Origin of the sequence: Citrobacter sp. CFNIH10 (assembly GCF_002934585.1) — a bacterium.
Lineage (GTDB): Bacteria > Pseudomonadota > Gammaproteobacteria > Enterobacterales > Enterobacteriaceae > Citrobacter_A > Citrobacter_A amalonaticus.
In genome coordinates, this window is record NZ_CP026216.1 from 2,372,162 (window position 1) to 2,390,183 (window position 18,022).

Sequence of the window (18,022 nt, forward strand, 5' to 3'; positions counted from 1 at the left end):
AATGCGTTTATCTGTTGATAGTGTGGCGGAAAGCAGGGGAGAGATGCCAGACATTTTAAAAAAGTATGATCGGCTTCCTGGATTTTGATGATAATTTTCATTTATAAAAATTAATATGGTAAAAATTTTCATCAATAATCGAGGAGATGAAAAAATGATGCAAATGTTTAGCGGCGCCTCATCCGGGGGATGGTTTGAAAAAGCGCAGCGGTTTGGCAAATCCTTCATGCTGCCGATTGCGGTATTGCCCGCAGCAGGGCTGTTGTTAGGGATTGGTGGCGCGTTGTCCAATCCAAACACATTGACGGCTTATCCGTTTTTAGATGTCGACTGGCTGCAGGCCATCTTCACGATCATGACCAGCGCAGGTTCCATTGTGTTTGCCAATCTGTCGGTACTCTTTGCGGTCGGTGTCGCCGTGGGGCTGGCGAAAACAGATAAAGGCACTGCCGGGCTTGCGGCATTGCTGGCATTTCTGGTGATGAACGCCACCATCAACGCCTTATTAACGCTCAACGGAACGCTGGCGCAAGAGAACCCCGGTGCTGTTGGCCAGGGGATGACGCTTGGTATTCAGACGCTGGAAACAGGCGTGTTTGGTGGTGTGGTGATGGGTCTTGTCACCTGCGCGTTGCATAGCCGTTTCAATAAAGTCTCACTACCTCAGTTCCTCGGTTTTTTTAGCGGTTCGCGTTTTGTACCGATTATCAGCTCCCTTGCCGCGATTGTAGTGGGTGCGGTTATGACGGTGGTGTGGCCGCATTTCCAGAAACTCATTTTTGGACTGGGCGGTCTGGTGGATGCGACGGGCTATCTGGGGACGCTATTGTACGGCTTCATCCTGCGTATGCTTGGCCCACTGGGTTTACACCATATCTTTTATTTGCCGTTCTGGACGACGGCGCTGGGCGGCAGCGAAATCGTCAACGGCCAGTTGGTGGAAGGTACGCAGCGGATTTTCTTTGCCCAACTTGCCGATCCGAATACGCAGCAGTTCTATGCGGGTACCGCGCGCTTTATGTCCGGTCGCTTTATCACCATGATGTTTGGTCTGCTTGGCGCATGTCTGGCGATGTACCACACCGCAAAGCCGGAGAACAGAAAGGTTGTCGCCGGACTGCTTCTGTCGGCCGCCCTGACCTCTTTCCTGACGGGAATCACTGAACCTATTGAGTTCTCCTTCCTGTTTGTCGCGCCCATTCTATATGTCATTCACGCCTTCTTCGATGGTCTGGCGTTTATGATCGCCCATATTTTACATATCACGATTGGGCAAACCTTTTCAGGTGGACTTATCGATTTCCTCCTCTTCGGCGTGTTACAGGGAGAAGCTAAAACCAACTGGATGTATGTCCCCATGGTGGGAATACCGTGGTTCTTCCTCTACTACTTCACTTTCCGCTATTTGATCACCCGCTTTGGCTGGCTAACGCCAGGCCGTGAGAACGCAACCCCGGTTGAATCCGGCTTGTCTCAAAGTGAACGCGCAGTGGCAGTCATCGCTGGGCTGGGAGGCAAAGAGAATTTGGAAGAGGTGGACTGTTGCGCCACGCGCTTACGCGTGACGGTGAAAGAGAGCAGCAAAGTAGATGAAGCGGCGCTGAAAGCGACCGGAGCCCGTGGCGTGATTATTCGCGGCAACGGTGTTCAGGTGATTTATGGCCCGCATGTCACCATCATTAAAAACGAAGTCGAAGAGATGTTATCGTCATGAAAACTGTACTGGATCCCCTGAAAGGTAAATTAATCGTCTCCTGTCAGGCGCTGGAAAATGAGCCTCTGCACAGTCCGTTTATTATGTCTCGTATGGCGCTGGCGGCAGCACAAGGCGGTGCGGCAGGTATCCGTGCGAACAGCGTGGTGGACATTCGTGCTATCAAAGAGTGCGTCTCCCTGCCGGTGATTGGGATTATCAAACGCGATTACCCTGGCAGTGAGGTGTTTATCACGGCCACTCTCCAGGAAGTGGATGAGCTGATGACCGTTGAGCCGGAAATTATTGCTCTGGATGCCACTGCGCGGCCGCGCCCCGGTGGGCAGACGCTGGAAGAGTTGGTCACGCAGATCCGTGCTCGCTACCCGTCCGTACTACTGATGGCGGATATAGCCACCGTAGACGAGGCAGTGACAGCCGAGCGTCTGGGTTTTGACTGTGTGGGCACTACGCTTTACGGCTATACCGCAGAAACCGCCGGGCATGTGCTGGTGGAAAATGACTGCGGATTCTTACGTGAAGTGTTGGCTGCGGTCAGCGTTCCGGTCGTGGCGGAAGGGAACGTCGATACCCCTGAACGCGCCGCACGCTGCCTGGCATTAGGCGCTCACACCGTGGTGGTTGGCGGGGCAATCACTCGTCCGCAACAGATAACGGCACGCTTTATCGCGGCGATCGCCTCGTAAAGCACCGATGGGGCATGATACTTTGGTGGGGATCTGCGATAATTATCGTTTATCCCCATATTGAGAGCGCTATGCAGTACCCGATTAACGAGATGTTCCAGACCCTGCAAGGTGAGGGTTACTTTACCGGCGTCCCCGCCATTTTTATTCGTTTACAGGGATGCCCGGTTGGCTGTGCCTGGTGCGATACCAAACACACCTGGGATAAGCTTGAGGATCGGGAAGTCTCCCTGTACAGCATCCTGGCGAAAACCAAAGAGAGTGATAAATGGGGCGCGGCAAGCAGTGAAGATCTGCTGGCGGTGATTGGCCGACAAGGCTACACCGCGCGTCATGTGGTGATCACCGGCGGTGAACCGTGTATTCATGACCTGATGCCCCTCACAGATTTGCTGGAAAAGAACGGTTTTAGCTGCCAGATAGAAACCAGCGGTACACACGAAGTGCGCTGCACGCCAAATACCTGGGTGACCGTGTCTCCGAAGGTGAACATGCGCGGTGGTTATGACGTTCTGTCTCAGGCGCTGGAACGCGCGAATGAGATTAAACATCCGGTCGGGCGCGTGCGTGACATTGAAGCGCTGGACGAACTGCTCGCCACGCTGAGCGACGACAAACCGCGGGTGATTGCGCTGCAACCTATCAGCCAGAAAGAGGATGCCACACGCCTGTGCATTGATACCTGTATCGCGCGCAACTGGCGCCTGTCGATGCAGACGCACAAGTATCTGAATATTGCCTGATAAAAAGCCGGATACATAATCCGGCTTTTTTGACCTTAAGCGTTTGACCAGCTTTGTATTGCGTCCACCTTACTTAAATCGCCGTGGAACACTTCATACGATTTTTTCAGAATCGGATCGGTATGTTTTGTTAATTCCCGGAAGATCCCTTTGTTCATGGCTTCATAGCGTGCTGCATGTTCAGGAATCGGGATAAACACATCTTTCACCCGTACCATATTCTCAACCGCTTTCTGATAGGACGGATAAAGACCAAGCCCCACCGCCGTGTTAATGGCTGCTCCCAGGCTGGCACAGCCGTTAATGACGTTTCGGCGGGCAGGAAGGTTGAACACATCAGCAAAGATCTGCATAAACAGATCGCTGTTTGAACCGCCACCGGTGATGATCACATGTTTAGCAAACTGGTTCATTTCATTGCACATATTGTCGTAGTTGTTTTTAAGCGTCAGCGCAATGCTCTCCAGAATAGATCGGTAAATCCACGCGTAATCCATACTGGAATCAAAGCCAATCATGATCCCGCGTTTGTACGGTTCCCAGGGATTAGTCAGCCAGTCCAGCACGGTCATCAGGCCATTACAGCCTGGCGGCACGCATGCGGCTTTCTTATTCAAAAGGTCCTCAGGTGAGAGCCCCTGATTTTTAGCATCCTGGATTAATGATTCACCTAACATGTCGCGCAACCAACTGACCGTCCACATCCCCTTGCGGATGCCATAACCTTCATAGAGCAGGGTTTCCGGAATGGAAGACATAATCGGCCAATAGGCGGACGGATCGTTGGGAAGCGCCTTGCCATTCATCATGAGGGCAATATAGGTACCCAACGAAATCACTGCCGTTTCATCGTCCAGTAAACCTGCGCCAAGGGCTTCGACTGGTTTATCGCTGGTCGTACAGATGACGGGCAATCCAGCCGGAAATCCTGTCACCTGTGCGGCATCGGTTTTCAGATGACCAAGCAGAGTGCCTGGCATCTGGACATCAAATAGCATTTTGCGCGGAATATTGAATTTCTTAATCACTTCATCATCATCACTCCATGACCAGGTGGTGTAATCCACCGGCCATTGCCCAAAGTAGTTGGCAATATTGTCTTTAAACTCGCCAGTTAAGCGATGCGCCAGATAACCTGAAAATGAGGTGACGTAAGCGACATCCGGGTTGGTATGCTCATAGGGGCGCGTTACGCGTGCATCCTGCCAACTAATCAGCGGGGCTGCTGGCGTTCCATCGGCTTTGAGTAGGGCGCGACAGCAGCGTATGGACCCCAGACCAATTCCGACAATGTCTTTTTTGTCACCCGAGAATTGATTCATTAAGTCTTTGCCGGCAAGACATAAAGAGGTCCATAAATCATCATCCGGATGTTCCGCGGTATCAGCATCGGGGGTATACATCGGTTGCAAAACGCCTTTCCCTTCACAAACGACGTTTCCCTCCAGATCGTACATCACCACCTTGGTACTCTGGCTTCCCCCATCAATTCCAATGATGTATTTTTTCGACATTATCATGCTCCTTTCGTTTTCCGTTTTCACTCGCCGGAGATATCTGCGGTCAGTGATGTCATTTTTTCCGGTCTGGTATGGGTGGTTCGAATTTTACGAAACAGTAAGAAAGTAAAGAGGATTACCGTGCACAAGGCGGCCAGCCCCATCAACCACATATTGCGATAGGCCTCTGCTGCAGGAAGCGTATCCTGCCAGTGACCCACAATTGGATAGACAAAGACATCAGGAAGAAAACCAATAACCGAGCAGATGCCCACAGTGGTTCCCATGATGTAAGGCGGCGTTCTGGCTTCCCCTGGACAGGCCCAGTAAAGTCCACGTGAGGCATAGCAGGTGAATCCCAGTAATAGAATAAGACCGATCCCCATAACGACAGATTGCGGGTTTGAATTGGTTATCAGCAACGCTATCAGGGCGAGAGCGCCCACTATTGAGAGCAATTGGATCACGCGCGTAGGTGACTTTATTTTGCTGTAGGTGGTGATAATGCCACCCAAAGGCCCGCAGAAAGCACGGAAAATTTTGTTGATGACGATCCCCATATAGCTCGCAGCGACCAGTGACATGCCATACATTTCAGTCAGATAATTTGTGGAATAACTGAGGATGGCATAGATAGTAAAAACGCCAAAAATGACCATACTGCAGTACCAGGTTGTACTGATTCGCAGAACCGTCAGAATATCGCTGAACTCGAACGCCTTTTTTTCTTCTTTTACGCTGTCAATGTGCTGGGGACCGTCGCTGACAAAGAACCAGCACAGAATCCCTAACAGGATATAAACCACGCTGTAAATCAGGATCACGGCTTTCAGGCTGTTGCTGTCATCTGGCGCAAAACGGGAGAAGACCCACATGGTAAAGACTGCAAGAGACATGACGCCAACCCCTCGCAGCCCTTCCATCCAGCCCATAATTTTCCCTTGTTCACTGTGATCTCCCAGCAATGACGCGGCTTTGATCGAGACTGACCACAGCATCAAAATTGTGGTGACGGCAAAGGCGACCTGGATAAAGAGCATGACCCACAATGGCGGGTACGTCATCATCACTAAACCGAGCAATCCAGTAATAATCATTGCGGAGGTAATCATTTTACGATGAGAGAATTTATCAGCAATGACGCCGCTGGGGGCATATAGGATAATAGCGGCAATACCAAATGTACTCATTATTAATCCAATCTCGGTATTGCTAAATCCCATGAATTTTGCCATGGGGATTTGATATATATAGCGTAAATAAGCCAGGTCAAAACTGACGCCGCCGCTAAAACTAATAATAGCGAGCGTTATCCAACGGCGATATGAGTTATGTTGCATATCGAATTCCCATTTTGCGTAGACAAAAAAAAGAGAAAAGTAAACCGCCTTTGCAGGAGGATTACTTTTCTCAGGTCTCTAGTAATTACAATTAGGAATAGCACGGAAGGGAGTAATATAGTGTGAGAATAATCACGGTTCTTGTTTTTAACCATAATAACAAAATGAAAGAGGCTTCTGTGAGAATGATCACATTAGGTATTTTGTCACTGTGCTAAAAATTCATTCCAGTTACCAGAGATAATGAGAAAGGTAACTTCCCTCACGCGGGGGAAGTTACCTTTCTTTTTTTTTGCCTTAAGAAATTTGGAGCTTACCTATGTCGATCGAATCACTCAACGCATTTTCAATGGATTTTTTCTCTCTGAAAGGAAAAACGGCGATTGTAACGGGCGGGAACAGCGGTTTGGGTCAGGCTTTCGCAATGGCACTGGCGAAAGCTGGCGCGAACCTGTTCATACCAAGCTTTGTAAAAGATAGCGGTGAAACGAAGGAAATAATTGAAAAACAAGGTGTTGAAGTGGAGTTTATGCAGGTGGATATTACCGAAAAAGGAGCACCTCAGAAGATTATCGCCGCCTGCTGCGAGCGTTTTGGTACCGTTGATATTTTGGTAAACAATGCGGGAATTTGTAAGCTGAATAAGGTCCTGGATTTTGGTCGTGCCGATTGGGATCCCATGATTGATGTTAACCTGACGGCGGCGTTTGAGCTGAGTTATGAAGCCGCGAAAATTATGATTCCACAAAATAGCGGTAAAATTATTAACATTTGTTCTTTGTTCTCCTGGCTTGGTGGTCAGTGGTCTCCGGCTTATGCGGCAACCAAGCATGCCCTTGCTGGATTTACTAAAGCGTATTGCGATGAACTGGGTCAATATAATATTCAGGTTAACGGTATCGCACCTGGATATTATGCAACAGATATTACGTTAGCGACCCGGAGTAATCCTGAAACAAATCAGCGCGTACTGGATCATATCCCTGCCAATCGTTGGGGTGATACCCAGGACCTAATGGGGGCGGCGATTTTTCTTGCCAGTCAGGCTTCAAATTACGTTAACGGTCATTTACTTGTTGTCGATGGCGGTTATTTAGTTCGCTAATTTTGTCAGGTGGCTTCTGTTTTTATTAATTATTCCAAGTTAATTATCAGGAAGGTATGACTATGTCTTTATCTCGAGAAGCGATTGTTGACCAGTTAAAAGAAATTGTCGGGTCCGAACGCGTAATCACCGATGAAACCGTGTTAAAGAAAAACAGTATTGACCGTTTTCGTAAATATGCGGATATTCACGGTGTTTATACGCTACCCATTCCTGCTGCCGTGGTGAAGTTGGAGTCCACAGGACACGTTTCCCGCGTTCTGGCGTTTATGAATCAACATAAAATCAACGGAGTACCTCGCACTGGTGCTTCGGCAACGGAAGGAGGGTTGGAAACCGTAGTTAAAAATTCCGTGGTGCTGGACGGTGCTGGCATGAACCGAATCTTGAGTATCGACATTGAGAACATGCAGGCGACGGCACAGTGCGGCGTTCCGCTTGAGATTCTGGAAAACGCGCTGCGTGAAAAGGGTTATACCACCGGGCATTCTCCACAGTCTAAACCGCTGGCACAGATGGGGGGACTGGTGGCGACCCGTAGTATCGGGCAGTTCTCTACACTGTATGGTGCCATTGAGGACATGGTGGTTGGTCTGGAAGCTGTGCTGGCGGATGGCACGGTAACCCGTATTAAGAACGTGCCGCGGCGGGCGGCTGGGCCGGATATCCGCCACATTATCATCGGTAATGAAGGTGCGTTGTGCTATATCACTGAAGTTACCGTGAAAATATTTAAGTTCACGCCGGAGAACAACCTTTACTACGGTTACATTCTGGATGACATGAAAACCGGTTTTAACATCCTGCGTGAAGTGATGGTCGAAGGTTATCGTCCCTCCATTGCGCGTCTGTACGACGCAGAGGATGGCACTCAACATTTTACCCATTTTGCCGACGGCAAATGCGTGCTGATCTTTATGGCTGAGGGGAATCCTCGAATGGCAAAGGCAACGGGTGAAGGTATAGCGGAGATTGTAGCGCGTTATCCGCAGTGTACTCGCGTGGACAGTAAGCTGATTGAGCACTGGTTTAATCATCTCAACTGGGGCCCGGAAAAAGTGGCGGCTGAACGTGTACAGATCTTAAAAACGGGCAATATGGGCTTTACGACTGAGGTTTCCGGCAGTTGGAGCTGTATCCATCAAATCTATGAAAATGTGATTAATCGTATCCGCGATGAGTTCCCGCATTCGGATGACATCACCATGCTGGGTGGTCACTCTTCCCACAGTTATATCAACGGTACCAATATGTACTTCGTTTATGACTACAACGTAGTGGACTGCAAGCCAGAAGAGGAGATTGATAAGTACCATAACCCCCTTAACAAGATCATCTGCGAGGAGACGATCCGTCTCGGTGGCTCAATGGTGCATCATCACGGCATTGGTAAGCACCGTGTCCACTGGAGCAAGCTGGAACATGGGAGCGCATGGGTGCTGCTGGAAGGTCTCAAACGCCAGTTTGATCCAAACGGCATTATGAACGCGGGGACGATCTACCCGATTGAGAAATAAAGAATAAACGGCTTCTCATTCGGGAAGCCGTTACTTTACCGGACAATGAAGGGGTAGATATGAACACTTCACCGGTGCGTATGGATGATTTACCGCTTAATGGTTTTCACTGCCGTATTGCTGCACTCACGTTTGGCGCCCATCTGACTGACGGATATGTACTGGGCGTCGTGGGTTACGCCATTATCCAGTTGACTCCTGCCATGCAGTTAACGCCGCTTATGGCCGGGATGATCGGTGGCTCGGCATTACTTGGGCTTTTTCTTGGCAGTCTGGTGTTGGGCTGGGTGTCTGATTACATCGGGCGGCAAAAGATATTTACCTTTAGTTTTGTCCTTATCACCATTGCCTCTTTTTTACAGTTTTTTGCGACGATGCCGGAGCAGCTCATCGTATTACGCATCCTGGTAGGCATTGGACTCGGGGGGGATTATTCCGTGGGGCATACCCTGCTGGCAGAGTTTTCTCCACGTCGCCATCGGGGGGTTTTGCTGGGCGCGTTCAGCGTGGTATGGACTATTGGTTACGTGCTGGCAAGTGTGATGGGGCATCATTTTATTTCTGACAGTCCGGAAGCCTGGCGTTGGCTGCTCGCCTCGGCGGCGCTGCCGGCGCTCTTGATTACACTGTTACGTTGGGGAACGCCGGAATCACCGCGTTGGCTGCTACGCCAGGGGCGCTTTACTGAAGCTTATGCTGTGGTACATCGCTATTTTGGCCCACATGTGCTGCTCGGTGATGAGATAGCCGCCGCATCCAGCAAGCATATTAAGACCCTTTTTTGTGCCCGCTATTGGCGGCGAACCGTTTTTAACAGCGTATTTTTTGTCTGTCTGGTGATCCCGTGGTTTGTTATTTATACCTGGCTGCCGACCATTGCTGAGACCCTCGGTCTTGAAAATGCACTGACAGCCAGTTTGTTACTGAACATGCTATTAATTTTCGGCGCATTGCTGGGGCTTGTATTGACGCATTTACTGGCGCACCGACGGTTCCTTCTCGGGAGTTTTCTCCTGCTTGCCGTAACGCTTATTGTGATGGCTTTTTTACCGTCTGCTAGCCCGCTGACGCTGTTGCTGTTTGTGCTGTTCAGTACAGCCATATCGGCCGTCAGTAATCTGGTGGGGATCCTGCCGGCAGAGAGTTTCCCGACGGATATTCGATCTCTGGGTGTGGGATTTGCGACGGCTATGAGCCGCCTTGGTGCGGCAATCAGTACCGGGCTGTTACCCTGGACGCTGGCTCAATGGGGAATGCAAGTCACGTTGCTGCTGCTGGCTGGCGTATTACTGACAGGGTTTGTCGTGACCTGGCTATGGGCGCCTGAAACGAAAGCATTACCGTTGGTGGCAGCGGGGAACGGGGACAAAAAACAGGGAGGTGTGAATGAACATTCTGTTAGCGTTTAAGTCAGAACCGGATCCCAGCATGCTGGCGGAAAAGGACTGGCAGGCTGCGACAAAAGAGACCTGCGGGCCGGATACGTCGTTGTTGCGTTGTTCTCCGGGGGCAGATGAGCAGGCGGCTGCCGCGTTGTTGTTAGCCCAACGCCATAAAAGGTGTGAGATGAAGTTGACAGCACTCAGTATTGGTGATGAACGTTCGCTACACTGGTTGCGCTATTTTATCGCGCTGGGTTTTGACCGGCCCGTGTTGTTAGAGACAAAAGGCGATTTGCGCTTTGCGCCGGAGTTTATCGCCAGGCAGATTGCAGACTGGCAGCGTAAGCACAATGCTGACGTGATCGTGACAGGCTGCCAGAGTAGTGAAGGGCAGAACGGGCAGACACCGTTTCTGGTGGCTGAAATGCTGGCGTGGCCTTGCTTTACCATGGTTGAGCGTTTTACGTTTGAACCACCTTTTATCGTCCTTGAGCAGAGAACCGCGACTCGCGTTCGCCGATGTCGGGTACGGCTTCCTGCGGTGATTGCGGTCAGACAATGTGGTGAGGTTGCGCTCCCCGTACCGGGTATGCGTCAGCGTCTGGCGGCAGCAAAAGCCGAAATAATTCGTCAGACAATCTCTTGCGATGAAGTACCTGTCAGGGAGTGTCAGTTGTTGACGCGACCGGAACAATGCCGTCGCGCTACCCTTATTGACGGTGCAACGGCACAGGAAAAAGCAGGGATTTTGTGGCAAGACTACTTACGCCAAAGGATGAAACCATGAAGATAGTGATGGTGTCGGCGTCTGGCGAATGCGGCGCATTGACTGACTGGATCATTGAAAATGGACCAGGTTCGGCAGAACTAGAGCGTTGGATTATCGATCCGGTGCCGGATGTCGCAGATCAGGTACTGGATACACTGGAAGCCCAGTGGTTACTGACACCTGCCGATGTCCTGGTCTTTGCGGCCAGTCCACTTGGCGATGAGTTGGCAACACGACTGGCCTGGCGACTGGGTGGCGGCAGTATTTGTCAGGTGAGAACGCTGGATGCGCAACAAGGTCTGGTCACTAAATCCCACTGGGGCAATGCGTTAAACGCTACGTTGAAAATTGCCGCATCCCCGTTATGTCTATCACTGGCGCGACAGGCTGAAGAGCGCGTTTCGCATGATCCTCTGCCCACAATGATTGAACGCCAGCTTGAGCTTATGGCGCGTCCGGGCTGGTTGGAAACGGTGGAAACCATAGAAAAGGTCAGCACTCATCCTCTGTTACAGGCTCAATACGTGCTGGTTGTCGGTCAGGGAAACCGTGAGGTGAACGAAAAGGCCATTTTCGCTCTGGCACAGTCGATGAAAGCCGAAGTAGGGTACAGCCGCGCACGGGTGATGAATGGCGGGTATGACGCTGAACGTGTGATTGGGATCTCCGGGCATTTACTCTCACCGGATGTCTGTATTATCTCGGGGGCCTCTGGTGCGGCGGCGTTGATGGCCGGAGTTCGCCACAGCCAGTTTGTCGTGGCGATAAATAGTGATCCCAATGCCCCGGTTTTCTTCCAGGCTGATGTCGGCGTTGTCGATGACTGGCTACCGGTGCTGGAGGCGTTGGCAGCCTTCGTCGAAACCTAATTCAGCTTTTTGGCTAACGTCCAGACATCGGTGTTAGTGGTGGAAAGCGCCGCAACTCCTGCTTTCATCGCATTGCGGGCATCTTCTTCATCACATACCAGGCCACCGGCAATCAGCGGCTGGCGTATTTTTTCCGTTACCCATCCCAGCACTTTTGGCATGCACCCCGGCAGAATTTCAATACAGTCCGGGTTTGATTGTGCCACCTGTTTATCGATGCTATGAAAAGAGATGGAGTCAACGATAAACAGGCGATGGATGCAGAAAAAACCCTCCGCCCGTGCAGCTTTCAGCATTGCCGCTTTAGTACTGATGATTCCGTCCGCTTCGGTAACCAGTTTCAGAAACTGAATGACCACCTCTTTATTTGATGCCCCTTCCAGCAGGTCTACGTGGATAAATGCGTATTTCCCGGCGTTCTTAATTTTCTTCACGATGTTACTGATAGTACAGATGTTGCCGTACAGAACAGAAATGAACTGACATTCAGAATCGATGGCGAGTTGCAGACTGGCGTTGTCTTTTACGGCGGCAATTACTGGATTCTGTCGGAGCAGGTGTAACAGAGGCATAGATTATCCTTATTATTTAACCAAAGCGGTAAATGATGCCAAAACCCGACGGTGGGTAGCGCCACTGTTGTAGCGTTTTTTCATCACACAGAAGTCGACAGGTTCCGCATTCCAGACAACCACGAAAATCGACCCGCAGTTCTCCTTCCGGCGTAAGGGAAAAAAGTCCTGCCGGGCAAGATGTGATCAGCCGTTCTGCAACGTCGCAATCGACACGGTTAGCAGGAACAATAGGAGACATGCCGGGAGGGTGCCAGACGTTGTGGGCTACAGGCATCGTAAGCTCCTGATAATATCGCCTGCCAGGTGACGCAGGCCGTGACGACGAAAATGACGCCAGACAATCTGGCGCAGAGGGGCGACCGGGCGCTCGCCCTGGTGCCAAATCTCACGAGAAATATCGTCCATCAGCGCGGGCCACTGGTTATACCATCCCTGACGCTGCAATAGCGTGGGCATCTCGCGATAGCGGTGCATAACGTCCCACAACAGACTACGCTGAATAGCGTGATGATAGGCTGGAAACAGGTTTTGCGGCGCGCATTTCAGACAAGCGTTGATGAGTGTTTGGGAGGCGGCCTGCGCGCCGATGAGTGCCATATCCATCCCGCGTACGGAGAAACCCGTATTGACGCAACTGCGCAGCGCATCTCCCACTAACAGCCAGCCTTCTCCCGCGTACTGTACGGGCAGGCTGTGTAATCCCCCTTCCGGCACCAGATGAGCGCCATACTCCAGCGTTTCACTCCCTTTGAGCAACGGATGTAGCGCCGGATGCAATTTGAGCCTTTCCAGCAGTTCGACTGCCGGTATGTCGCTTTGAGCAAGCGTAGAGAGCGGACATACAACACCAAAAGAGAGCGTTTCTTTATTGGTGTAAAGAAACGCACCGCCGGGCAGAGCGCCACACACTTCTCCACTGAACAGCATTGCAGCGCCTTCTTGTGCAGATAACCGGAAACGCTCTTCAAGAATCTGTTGATCCAGCGCCAGGGTCTCTTTCATTCCCAGCGCCATTGCGGTTGTTGATGGTCGTGGCTGAAAACCATAGCGTTCAGCCAGAACACTATTTGCCCCTTCCGCGAGAACGACATAACGGCCGCGAAGCGTTTCATCATCGGCAATGACGCCGCAGACTCTACCCGCTTCAATAAGTAACGCATCAACCGTTATGCCGCTGACAAATTGCACACCTTCCGTTTCCGCCTGGGCGACGAACCACGGATCGAAACGGGCACGTAGTAAACTCCACGAATCTCCCTCCGGACGAAGACTGGTGTAGGTTGTCGCACCGTGACGAGTTAAAAGCGTGAGATTTTCCTGGGTAATGCGGCGTTCAAGTGGGGCTGACAGATGGGCATCGGGAAGGAGTTCGGTAAGAGCATGACAGTACAGACGTCCACCCGAAAGGTTTTTACTGCCAGGTAACTCGCCGCGTTCAAGAAGCAGAACCGAAAGTCCGGCGCGTGCACAGCGTAAAGCACACGCGGTGCCTGCTATTCCTGCACCGATGATAATAATATCAAAATCGTCAGACATATCGTGCTCCAGATATCCAGAGCACATAACCCTAACAGAATGTTAGTTAAAGAATATTGACCCTCAGCACATCCGCTGGAATCACTCGCCGCGATAGACACAGCCCGCCGTACAGGTCTCTTTCACCATCACCGCGCTCAGCAGAGGAACTACCGGTTTGACCTGATCCCAAATCCATTTCGCCAGTACTTCGCTGGTCGGGTTTTCCAGACCGGGAATATCGTTCAGGTAGTAATGATCAAGCCTGTCATACGTCGGCTTAAATGCGGCTTTTAACTCGGCAAAATCCATGATCCAACCGGTATGCGGGCAGACTTCACCGGTAATTTCAAGACGCACCATAAATGAGTGACCATGCAGGCGGCCACATTTATGCCCTTCCGGTACGTGTGGCAGGCGGTGAGCGGCTTCGAAGGTGAAATCTTTAAACAAGGTGGTGGACATTATTGACTCTCAAGAATGCAAAAAACGCCGTAGGGTACCGTAAAGTACAATTTTTAGCATTAGTTAAAAGGGCGCTGAGCAGCAGAATGCCACATATAGATGGCAAATATTAAATAATCATTTATATATCATGTGGTTATTTAATCGTTTTTGTCGTTAATAACTATAGCTAAAACAGGTTAGTTCATTTGGTTATTTGTTATTTCCATCCCTTCTTTAATTGTTACTATCACCGCCGTTACCCTTATCTTCAGTTTGGGTTTTATTGCTTAAATCCGCTTTGCTTACTGGAACATAACGACGCATGACGACACAGGCCCCACCTTCCGCTTTGCTTCCGCTGAACCCGGAGCAGCTGGCACGCCTCCAGGCGGCCACCACCGATCTTACGCCCACGCAGCTTGCATGGGTTTCTGGCTATTTCTGGGGTACGCTGAATCAGCAACCTGGCGCAGCCGTTGCAACACCCGCTCCCGTGGCGGAAATGCCGGGCATCACGCTAATCTCTGCATCACAAACGGGCAATGCGCGTCGTGTGGCGGAAGCGTTGCGTGATGATCTGTTGGCAGCAAAACTCAGCGTCACGCTGGTTAACGCAGGCGACTACAAATTCAAACAAATCGCCAATGAAAAGTTGCTGGTTATCGTCACGTCTACGCAGGGAGAAGGCGAACCCCCGGAAGAAGCGGTCGCGCTGCATAAGTTCCTGTTCTCTAAAAAAGCGCCCAAGCTCGAAAACACCGCCTTTGCCATTTTTGGTCTGGGTGACACGTCATATGAATTTTTCTGCCAGTCGGGCAAAGATTTTGACAGCAAGCTGGCGGAACTCGGCGGTGAGCGTTTGTTGGATCGCGTTGACGCCGATGTGGAATACCAGGCCGCCGCCGCCGAATGGCGTGCTCGTGTGGTTGAGGTGTTGAAATCACGAGCGCCGTTTGCGACACCGGCTCAGGCGGTTGCCAGCGGAGCGGTAAATGAGATCCACACCAGCCCGTATACCAAAGAAGCGCCGCTGAGCGCCACGTTGTCCGTAAATCAAAAAATCACCGGACGCGATTCAGAGAAAGATGTTCGCCATATTGAAATCGATCTCGGTGATTCGGGTCTGCGCTACCAGCCTGGCGATGCGCTGGGTGTCTGGTATCAAAACGATCCGGCGTTGGTGAAAGAAATCGTAGAACTGGTCTGGCTGAAAGGCGATGAGCCCGTTACGGTCAATGGCAAATCTCTCCCGCTGTCCGAAGCGCTACAGTGGCATGTTGAACTGACCGTAAATACCGCCAATATCGTTGAAAACTATGCCACCTTAACGCGCAGTGAATCGTTGTTGCCGCTGGTCGGCGATAAGGCACAGTTGCAGCATTACGCCACCACGACGCCTGTTGTCGATATGCTGCGCTTCTCGCCCGCACAACTGGATGCACAAGCGTTAGTCGATCTGTTGCGTCCGTTAACACCGCGTCTGTACTCCATTGCGTCTTCACAGGCCGAAGTGGAGAGCGAAGTGCACATCACCGTGGGGGCGGTGCGTTATGAAGTGGAAGGCCGCGCGCGTGCCGGTGGCGCATCCAGCTTCCTCGCCGATCGCGTCGAAGAAGAGGGCGAAGTGCGTGTGTTCATCGAACATAACGATAACTTCCGTCTGCCGACGAATCCTGAAACCCCGGTGATCATGATTGGTCCGGGGACAGGCATCGCGCCGTTCCGCGCTTTCATGCAGCAGCGCGCTGCCGAGGGAGCATCAGGCAAGAACTGGCTGTTCTTTGGCAACCCGCACTTTACCGAAGATTTCCTCTACCAGGTGGAATGGCAGCGTTACGTCAAAGAAGGCGTACTGAGCCGCATCGATCTGGCCTGGTCACGAGACCAAAAAGAAAAAGTCTACGTACAAGACAAACTGCGCGAACAGGGCGCAGAACTGTGGCGCTGGATCAATGACGGTGCCCACGTTTATGTCTGCGGCGACGCCAATCGCATGGCGAAGGACGTTGAGCAGGCATTGCTGGACGTGATTGCTGAATTCGGCGCGATGGACGCGGAATCAGCGGATGAATTTTTAAGTGAGCTGCGCGTTGAGCGCCGTTATCAGCGAGATGTCTACTAATGAGCGAAAAACATCCAGGGCCCCTGGTGGTCGAAGGTAAACTGACCGACGCCGAGCGTATGAAGCTGGAAAGCAACTATCTGCGCGGCACTATTGCTGAAGATTTAAATGACGGTCTCACCGGCGGTTTCAAAGGTGACAACTTCCTGCTGATCCGTTTTCACGGGATGTACCAGCAGGATGACCGCGATATCCGCGCCGAGCGTGCCGAGCAGAAGCTGGAGCCGCGTCACGCGATGTTACTTCGCTGCCGTCTGCCGGGGGGCGTTATCACCACCAAACAGTGGCAGGCGATTGATAAATTTGCCGCCGAGAACACGATTTACGGCAGCATTCGCCTGACCAACCGTCAGACGTTTCAGTTTCACGGGATTCTGAAGAAGAACGTGAAGCCGGTGCACCAGATGCTGCACTCCGTGGGGCTGGACGCGCTGGCGACAGCCAATGATATGAACCGTAACGTGCTGTGCACCTCGAACCCGTATGAGTCCGAGCTGCATGCCGAAGCCTACGAGTGGGCAAAGAAGATCTCCGAGCACCTGCTGCCGCGCACGCGCGCTTATGCGGAGATTTGGCTCGATCAGGAAAAAGTCGCGACCACGGACGAGGAGCCGATCCTCGGTCAGACTTATCTGCCGCGTAAGTTTAAAACCACGGTCGTGATCCCGCCGCAGAACGATATCGACCTGCACGCCAACGACATGAACTTCGTGGCGATTGCTGAAAACGGCAAGCTGATTGGCTTTAACCTGCTGGTGGGCGGCGGTCTTTCTATCGAGCACGGTAACAAGAAAACCTATGCCCGTACGGCCAGCGAATTTGGCTATCTGCCGCTCGAGCACACGCTGGCCGTGGCGGAGGCGGTGGTCACCACCCAGCGCGACTGGGGAAACCGTACCGATCGTAAAAATGCGAAAACCAAATACACGCTGGAACGCGTAGGGGTTGAGACGTTCAAAGCGGAAGTGGAACGTCGTGCAGGCATTAAATTTGAGCCGATTCGTCCGTATGAATTCACCGGGCGCGGCGATCGGATTGGCTGGGTGAAAGGCATCGACAATAAATGGCATCTGACGCTGTTTATCGAAAATGGCCGTATTCTCGATTATCCGGGACGTCCGCTGAAAACGGGCCTGCTGGAGATTTCGAAAATCCATAAAGGCGAGTTCCGTATTACTGCGAACCAGAATCTGATCATCGCTGGCGTACCGGAAAGCCAGAAGGCGAAGATAGAGAAGATCGCGCAAGAGAGCGGTCTTATGAACACCGTGACGCCACAGCGTGAAAACTCCATGGCCTGCGTGTCGTTCCCGACCTGTCCGCTGGCGATGGCGGAGGCCGAACGTTTCCTGCCGACGTTTATCGACAAGATTGATGGCCTGATGGCGAAGCATAACGTGAGCGATGAACACATCGTTATGCGTGTAACAGGCTGCCCGAACGGCTGCGGTCGCGCGATGCTGGCGGAAGTCGGTCTGGTCGGGAAAGCGCCTGGCCGCTATAACCTGCATCTCGGCGGTAACCGAATCGGCACGCGTATCCCGCGGATGTTTAAAGAGAATATCACCGAACCAGAAATTCTCGACTCGCTGGACGAACTGATTGGGCGCTGGGCGAAAGAGCGCGAAGCGGGTGAAGGCTTCGGCGACTTTACGGTGCGTGCGAGCATTATTCGCCCGGTGCTCGATCCCGCACGGGATTTCTGGGAATAACCCATCCTTTGCCGGGCAAACGCAGTG

At 51.8% G+C, this 18,022-nt stretch carries 16 protein-coding genes; 10 read left to right on the plus strand and 6 right to left on the minus strand.

From position 1 onward, the window contains the following. The first annotated feature begins 154 nt into the window (after positions 1 to 154). The 3 genes from C2U53_RS14925 (at position 155) to queE (ending at position 3,143) form a co-directional block, all read left to right on the plus strand. Positions 155 to 1,714, plus strand: coding sequence for a maltose/glucose-specific PTS transporter subunit IIC (locus tag C2U53_RS14925; RefSeq protein WP_043001832.1), 1,560 nt, complete (start codon positions 155 to 157; stop codon positions 1,712 to 1,714). Beyond that, positions 1,711 to 2,400, plus strand: coding sequence for an N-acetylmannosamine-6-phosphate 2-epimerase (locus C2U53_RS14930; RefSeq protein ID WP_042999520.1), 690 nt, complete (start codon positions 1,711 to 1,713; stop codon positions 2,398 to 2,400). Before C2U53_RS14925 ends, C2U53_RS14930 begins: the two co-directional genes overlap by 4 nt. Before the next feature lie 71 nt (positions 2,401 to 2,471). Beyond that, a complete protein-coding gene (queE, locus tag C2U53_RS14935; RefSeq protein WP_042999521.1) occupies positions 2,472 to 3,143 on the plus strand; it encodes a 7-carboxy-7-deazaguanine synthase QueE in 672 nt (223 codons plus the stop codon). A 35-nt stretch (positions 3,144 to 3,178) separates the two neighbouring features. On the opposite strand, the gene C2U53_RS14940 is transcribed toward queE, so the two are convergent. Both C2U53_RS14940 and C2U53_RS14945 read right to left on the minus strand, forming a co-directional pair. Continuing rightward, positions 3,179 to 4,657 carry an FGGY-family carbohydrate kinase gene (locus C2U53_RS14940; protein WP_042999522.1) on the minus strand — a complete coding sequence of 493 codons (1,479 nt, stop codon included), beginning with the start codon at positions 4,655 to 4,657 and terminating at the stop codon, positions 3,179 to 3,181. 26 nt (positions 4,658 to 4,683) lie between these two features. After that, positions 4,684 to 5,982: a nitrate/nitrite transporter gene (locus C2U53_RS14945; protein ID WP_042999523.1), complete on the minus strand. Its 1,299-nt coding sequence runs from the start codon at positions 5,980 to 5,982 to the stop codon at positions 4,684 to 4,686. Between the two features lie 319 nt (positions 5,983 to 6,301). On the opposite strand from C2U53_RS14945, the gene C2U53_RS14950 reads away from it, so the two are divergent. The 5 genes from C2U53_RS14950 to C2U53_RS14970 all read left to right on the plus strand — a co-directional run bounded on the left by C2U53_RS14950 (position 6,302) and on the right by C2U53_RS14970 (position 11,624). After that, entirely contained in the window at positions 6,302 to 7,087 is a 786-nt protein-coding gene (locus C2U53_RS14950) for an SDR family oxidoreductase (protein ID WP_042999524.1), read from the plus strand. Positions 7,088 to 7,149: 62 nt separating this feature from the next. After that, positions 7,150 to 8,604 carry an FAD-binding oxidoreductase gene (locus C2U53_RS14955; protein ID WP_042999525.1) on the plus strand — a complete coding sequence of 485 codons (1,455 nt, stop codon included), beginning with the start codon at positions 7,150 to 7,152 and terminating at the stop codon, positions 8,602 to 8,604. Next, positions 8,601 to 10,013 carry an MFS transporter gene (locus tag C2U53_RS14960; RefSeq protein WP_246876164.1) on the plus strand — a complete coding sequence of 471 codons (1,413 nt, stop codon included), beginning with the start codon at positions 8,601 to 8,603 and terminating at the stop codon, positions 10,011 to 10,013. The genes C2U53_RS14955 and C2U53_RS14960 overlap by 4 nt, the downstream gene beginning before the upstream one ends. Further along, positions 9,991 to 10,773 (plus strand): electron transfer flavoprotein subunit beta/FixA family protein, encoded by a 783-nt coding sequence (locus tag C2U53_RS14965; protein ID WP_042999527.1) that lies wholly within the window; start codon positions 9,991 to 9,993, stop codon positions 10,771 to 10,773. The genes C2U53_RS14960 and C2U53_RS14965 overlap by 23 nt, the downstream gene beginning before the upstream one ends. Then, positions 10,770 to 11,624, plus strand: coding sequence for an electron transfer flavoprotein subunit alpha/FixB family protein (locus tag C2U53_RS14970; RefSeq protein ID WP_042999528.1), 855 nt, complete (start codon positions 10,770 to 10,772; stop codon positions 11,622 to 11,624). The genes C2U53_RS14965 and C2U53_RS14970 overlap by 4 nt, the downstream gene beginning before the upstream one ends. On the opposite strand, the gene C2U53_RS14975 is transcribed toward C2U53_RS14970, so the two are convergent. From C2U53_RS14975 to queD, 4 genes are all read right to left on the minus strand, one after another. Next, positions 11,621 to 12,196, minus strand: a complete 576-nt coding sequence (locus C2U53_RS14975; RefSeq protein ID WP_042999529.1) for a glycerol-3-phosphate responsive antiterminator — start codon at positions 12,194 to 12,196, stop codon at positions 11,621 to 11,623. The two genes, C2U53_RS14970 and C2U53_RS14975, sit on opposite strands and share 4 nt — an antisense overlap. 16 nt (positions 12,197 to 12,212) lie before the next feature. Then, entirely contained in the window at positions 12,213 to 12,473 is a 261-nt protein-coding gene (locus tag C2U53_RS14980) for a ferredoxin family protein (RefSeq protein ID WP_071888367.1), read from the minus strand. After that, entirely contained in the window at positions 12,464 to 13,735 is a 1,272-nt protein-coding gene (locus C2U53_RS14985) for an FAD-dependent oxidoreductase (RefSeq protein ID WP_042999530.1), read from the minus strand. The genes C2U53_RS14980 and C2U53_RS14985 overlap by 10 nt, the downstream gene beginning before the upstream one ends. Positions 13,736 to 13,816: 81 nt before the next feature. Further along, a complete protein-coding gene (gene queD / locus C2U53_RS14990; protein WP_042999531.1) occupies positions 13,817 to 14,179 on the minus strand; it encodes a 6-carboxytetrahydropterin synthase QueD in 363 nt (120 codons plus the stop codon). 304 nt (positions 14,180 to 14,483) lie between these two features. Between queD and cysJ the strand changes: the two genes are divergently transcribed. After that, positions 14,484 to 16,283 carry an NADPH-dependent assimilatory sulfite reductase flavoprotein subunit gene (cysJ, locus tag C2U53_RS14995; RefSeq protein WP_042999532.1) on the plus strand — a complete coding sequence of 600 codons (1,800 nt, stop codon included), beginning with the start codon at positions 14,484 to 14,486 and terminating at the stop codon, positions 16,281 to 16,283. Then, entirely contained in the window at positions 16,283 to 17,995 is a 1,713-nt protein-coding gene (gene cysI / locus C2U53_RS15000; protein ID WP_042999533.1) for an assimilatory sulfite reductase (NADPH) hemoprotein subunit, read from the plus strand. The genes cysJ and cysI overlap by 1 nt, the downstream gene beginning before the upstream one ends. Positions 17,996 to 18,022: the final 27 nt, after the last annotated feature.

What these genes read in the sequence shown, in the direction of transcription:
- C2U53_RS14975 (WP_042999529.1), bottom strand. Translation starts at nt 12,196, where the DNA reads ATGCCTCTGTTACACCTGCTCCGACAGAATCCAGTAATTGCCGCCGTA.
- C2U53_RS14985 (WP_042999530.1), bottom strand. Translation starts at nt 13,735, where the DNA reads ATGTCTGACGATTTTGATATTATTATCATCGGTGCAGGAATAGCAGGC.
- C2U53_RS14940 (WP_042999522.1), bottom strand. Translation starts at nt 4,657, where the DNA reads ATGTCGAAAAAATACATCATTGGAATTGATGGGGGAAGCCAGAGTACC.
- cysJ (WP_042999532.1), top strand. Translation starts at nt 14,484, where the DNA reads ATGACGACACAGGCCCCACCTTCCGCTTTGCTTCCGCTGAACCCGGAG.
- C2U53_RS14970 (WP_042999528.1), top strand. Translation starts at nt 10,770, where the DNA reads ATGAAGATAGTGATGGTGTCGGCGTCTGGCGAATGCGGCGCATTGACT.
- C2U53_RS14955 (WP_042999525.1), top strand. Translation starts at nt 7,150, where the DNA reads ATGTCTTTATCTCGAGAAGCGATTGTTGACCAGTTAAAAGAAATTGTC.
- C2U53_RS14980 (WP_071888367.1), bottom strand. Translation starts at nt 12,473, where the DNA reads ATGCCTGTAGCCCACAACGTCTGGCACCCTCCCGGCATGTCTCCTATT.
- cysI (WP_042999533.1), top strand. Translation starts at nt 16,283, where the DNA reads ATGAGCGAAAAACATCCAGGGCCCCTGGTGGTCGAAGGTAAACTGACC.
- C2U53_RS14965 (WP_042999527.1), top strand. Translation starts at nt 9,991, where the DNA reads ATGAACATTCTGTTAGCGTTTAAGTCAGAACCGGATCCCAGCATGCTG.
- queE (WP_042999521.1), top strand. Translation starts at nt 2,472, where the DNA reads ATGCAGTACCCGATTAACGAGATGTTCCAGACCCTGCAAGGTGAGGGT.
- C2U53_RS14945 (WP_042999523.1), bottom strand. Translation starts at nt 5,982, where the DNA reads ATGCAACATAACTCATATCGCCGTTGGATAACGCTCGCTATTATTAGT.
- queD (WP_042999531.1), bottom strand. Translation starts at nt 14,179, where the DNA reads ATGTCCACCACCTTGTTTAAAGATTTCACCTTCGAAGCCGCTCACCGC.
- C2U53_RS14930 (WP_042999520.1), top strand. Translation starts at nt 1,711, where the DNA reads ATGAAAACTGTACTGGATCCCCTGAAAGGTAAATTAATCGTCTCCTGT.
- C2U53_RS14925 (WP_043001832.1), top strand. Translation starts at nt 155, where the DNA reads ATGATGCAAATGTTTAGCGGCGCCTCATCCGGGGGATGGTTTGAAAAA.
- C2U53_RS14950 (WP_042999524.1), top strand. Translation starts at nt 6,302, where the DNA reads ATGTCGATCGAATCACTCAACGCATTTTCAATGGATTTTTTCTCTCTG.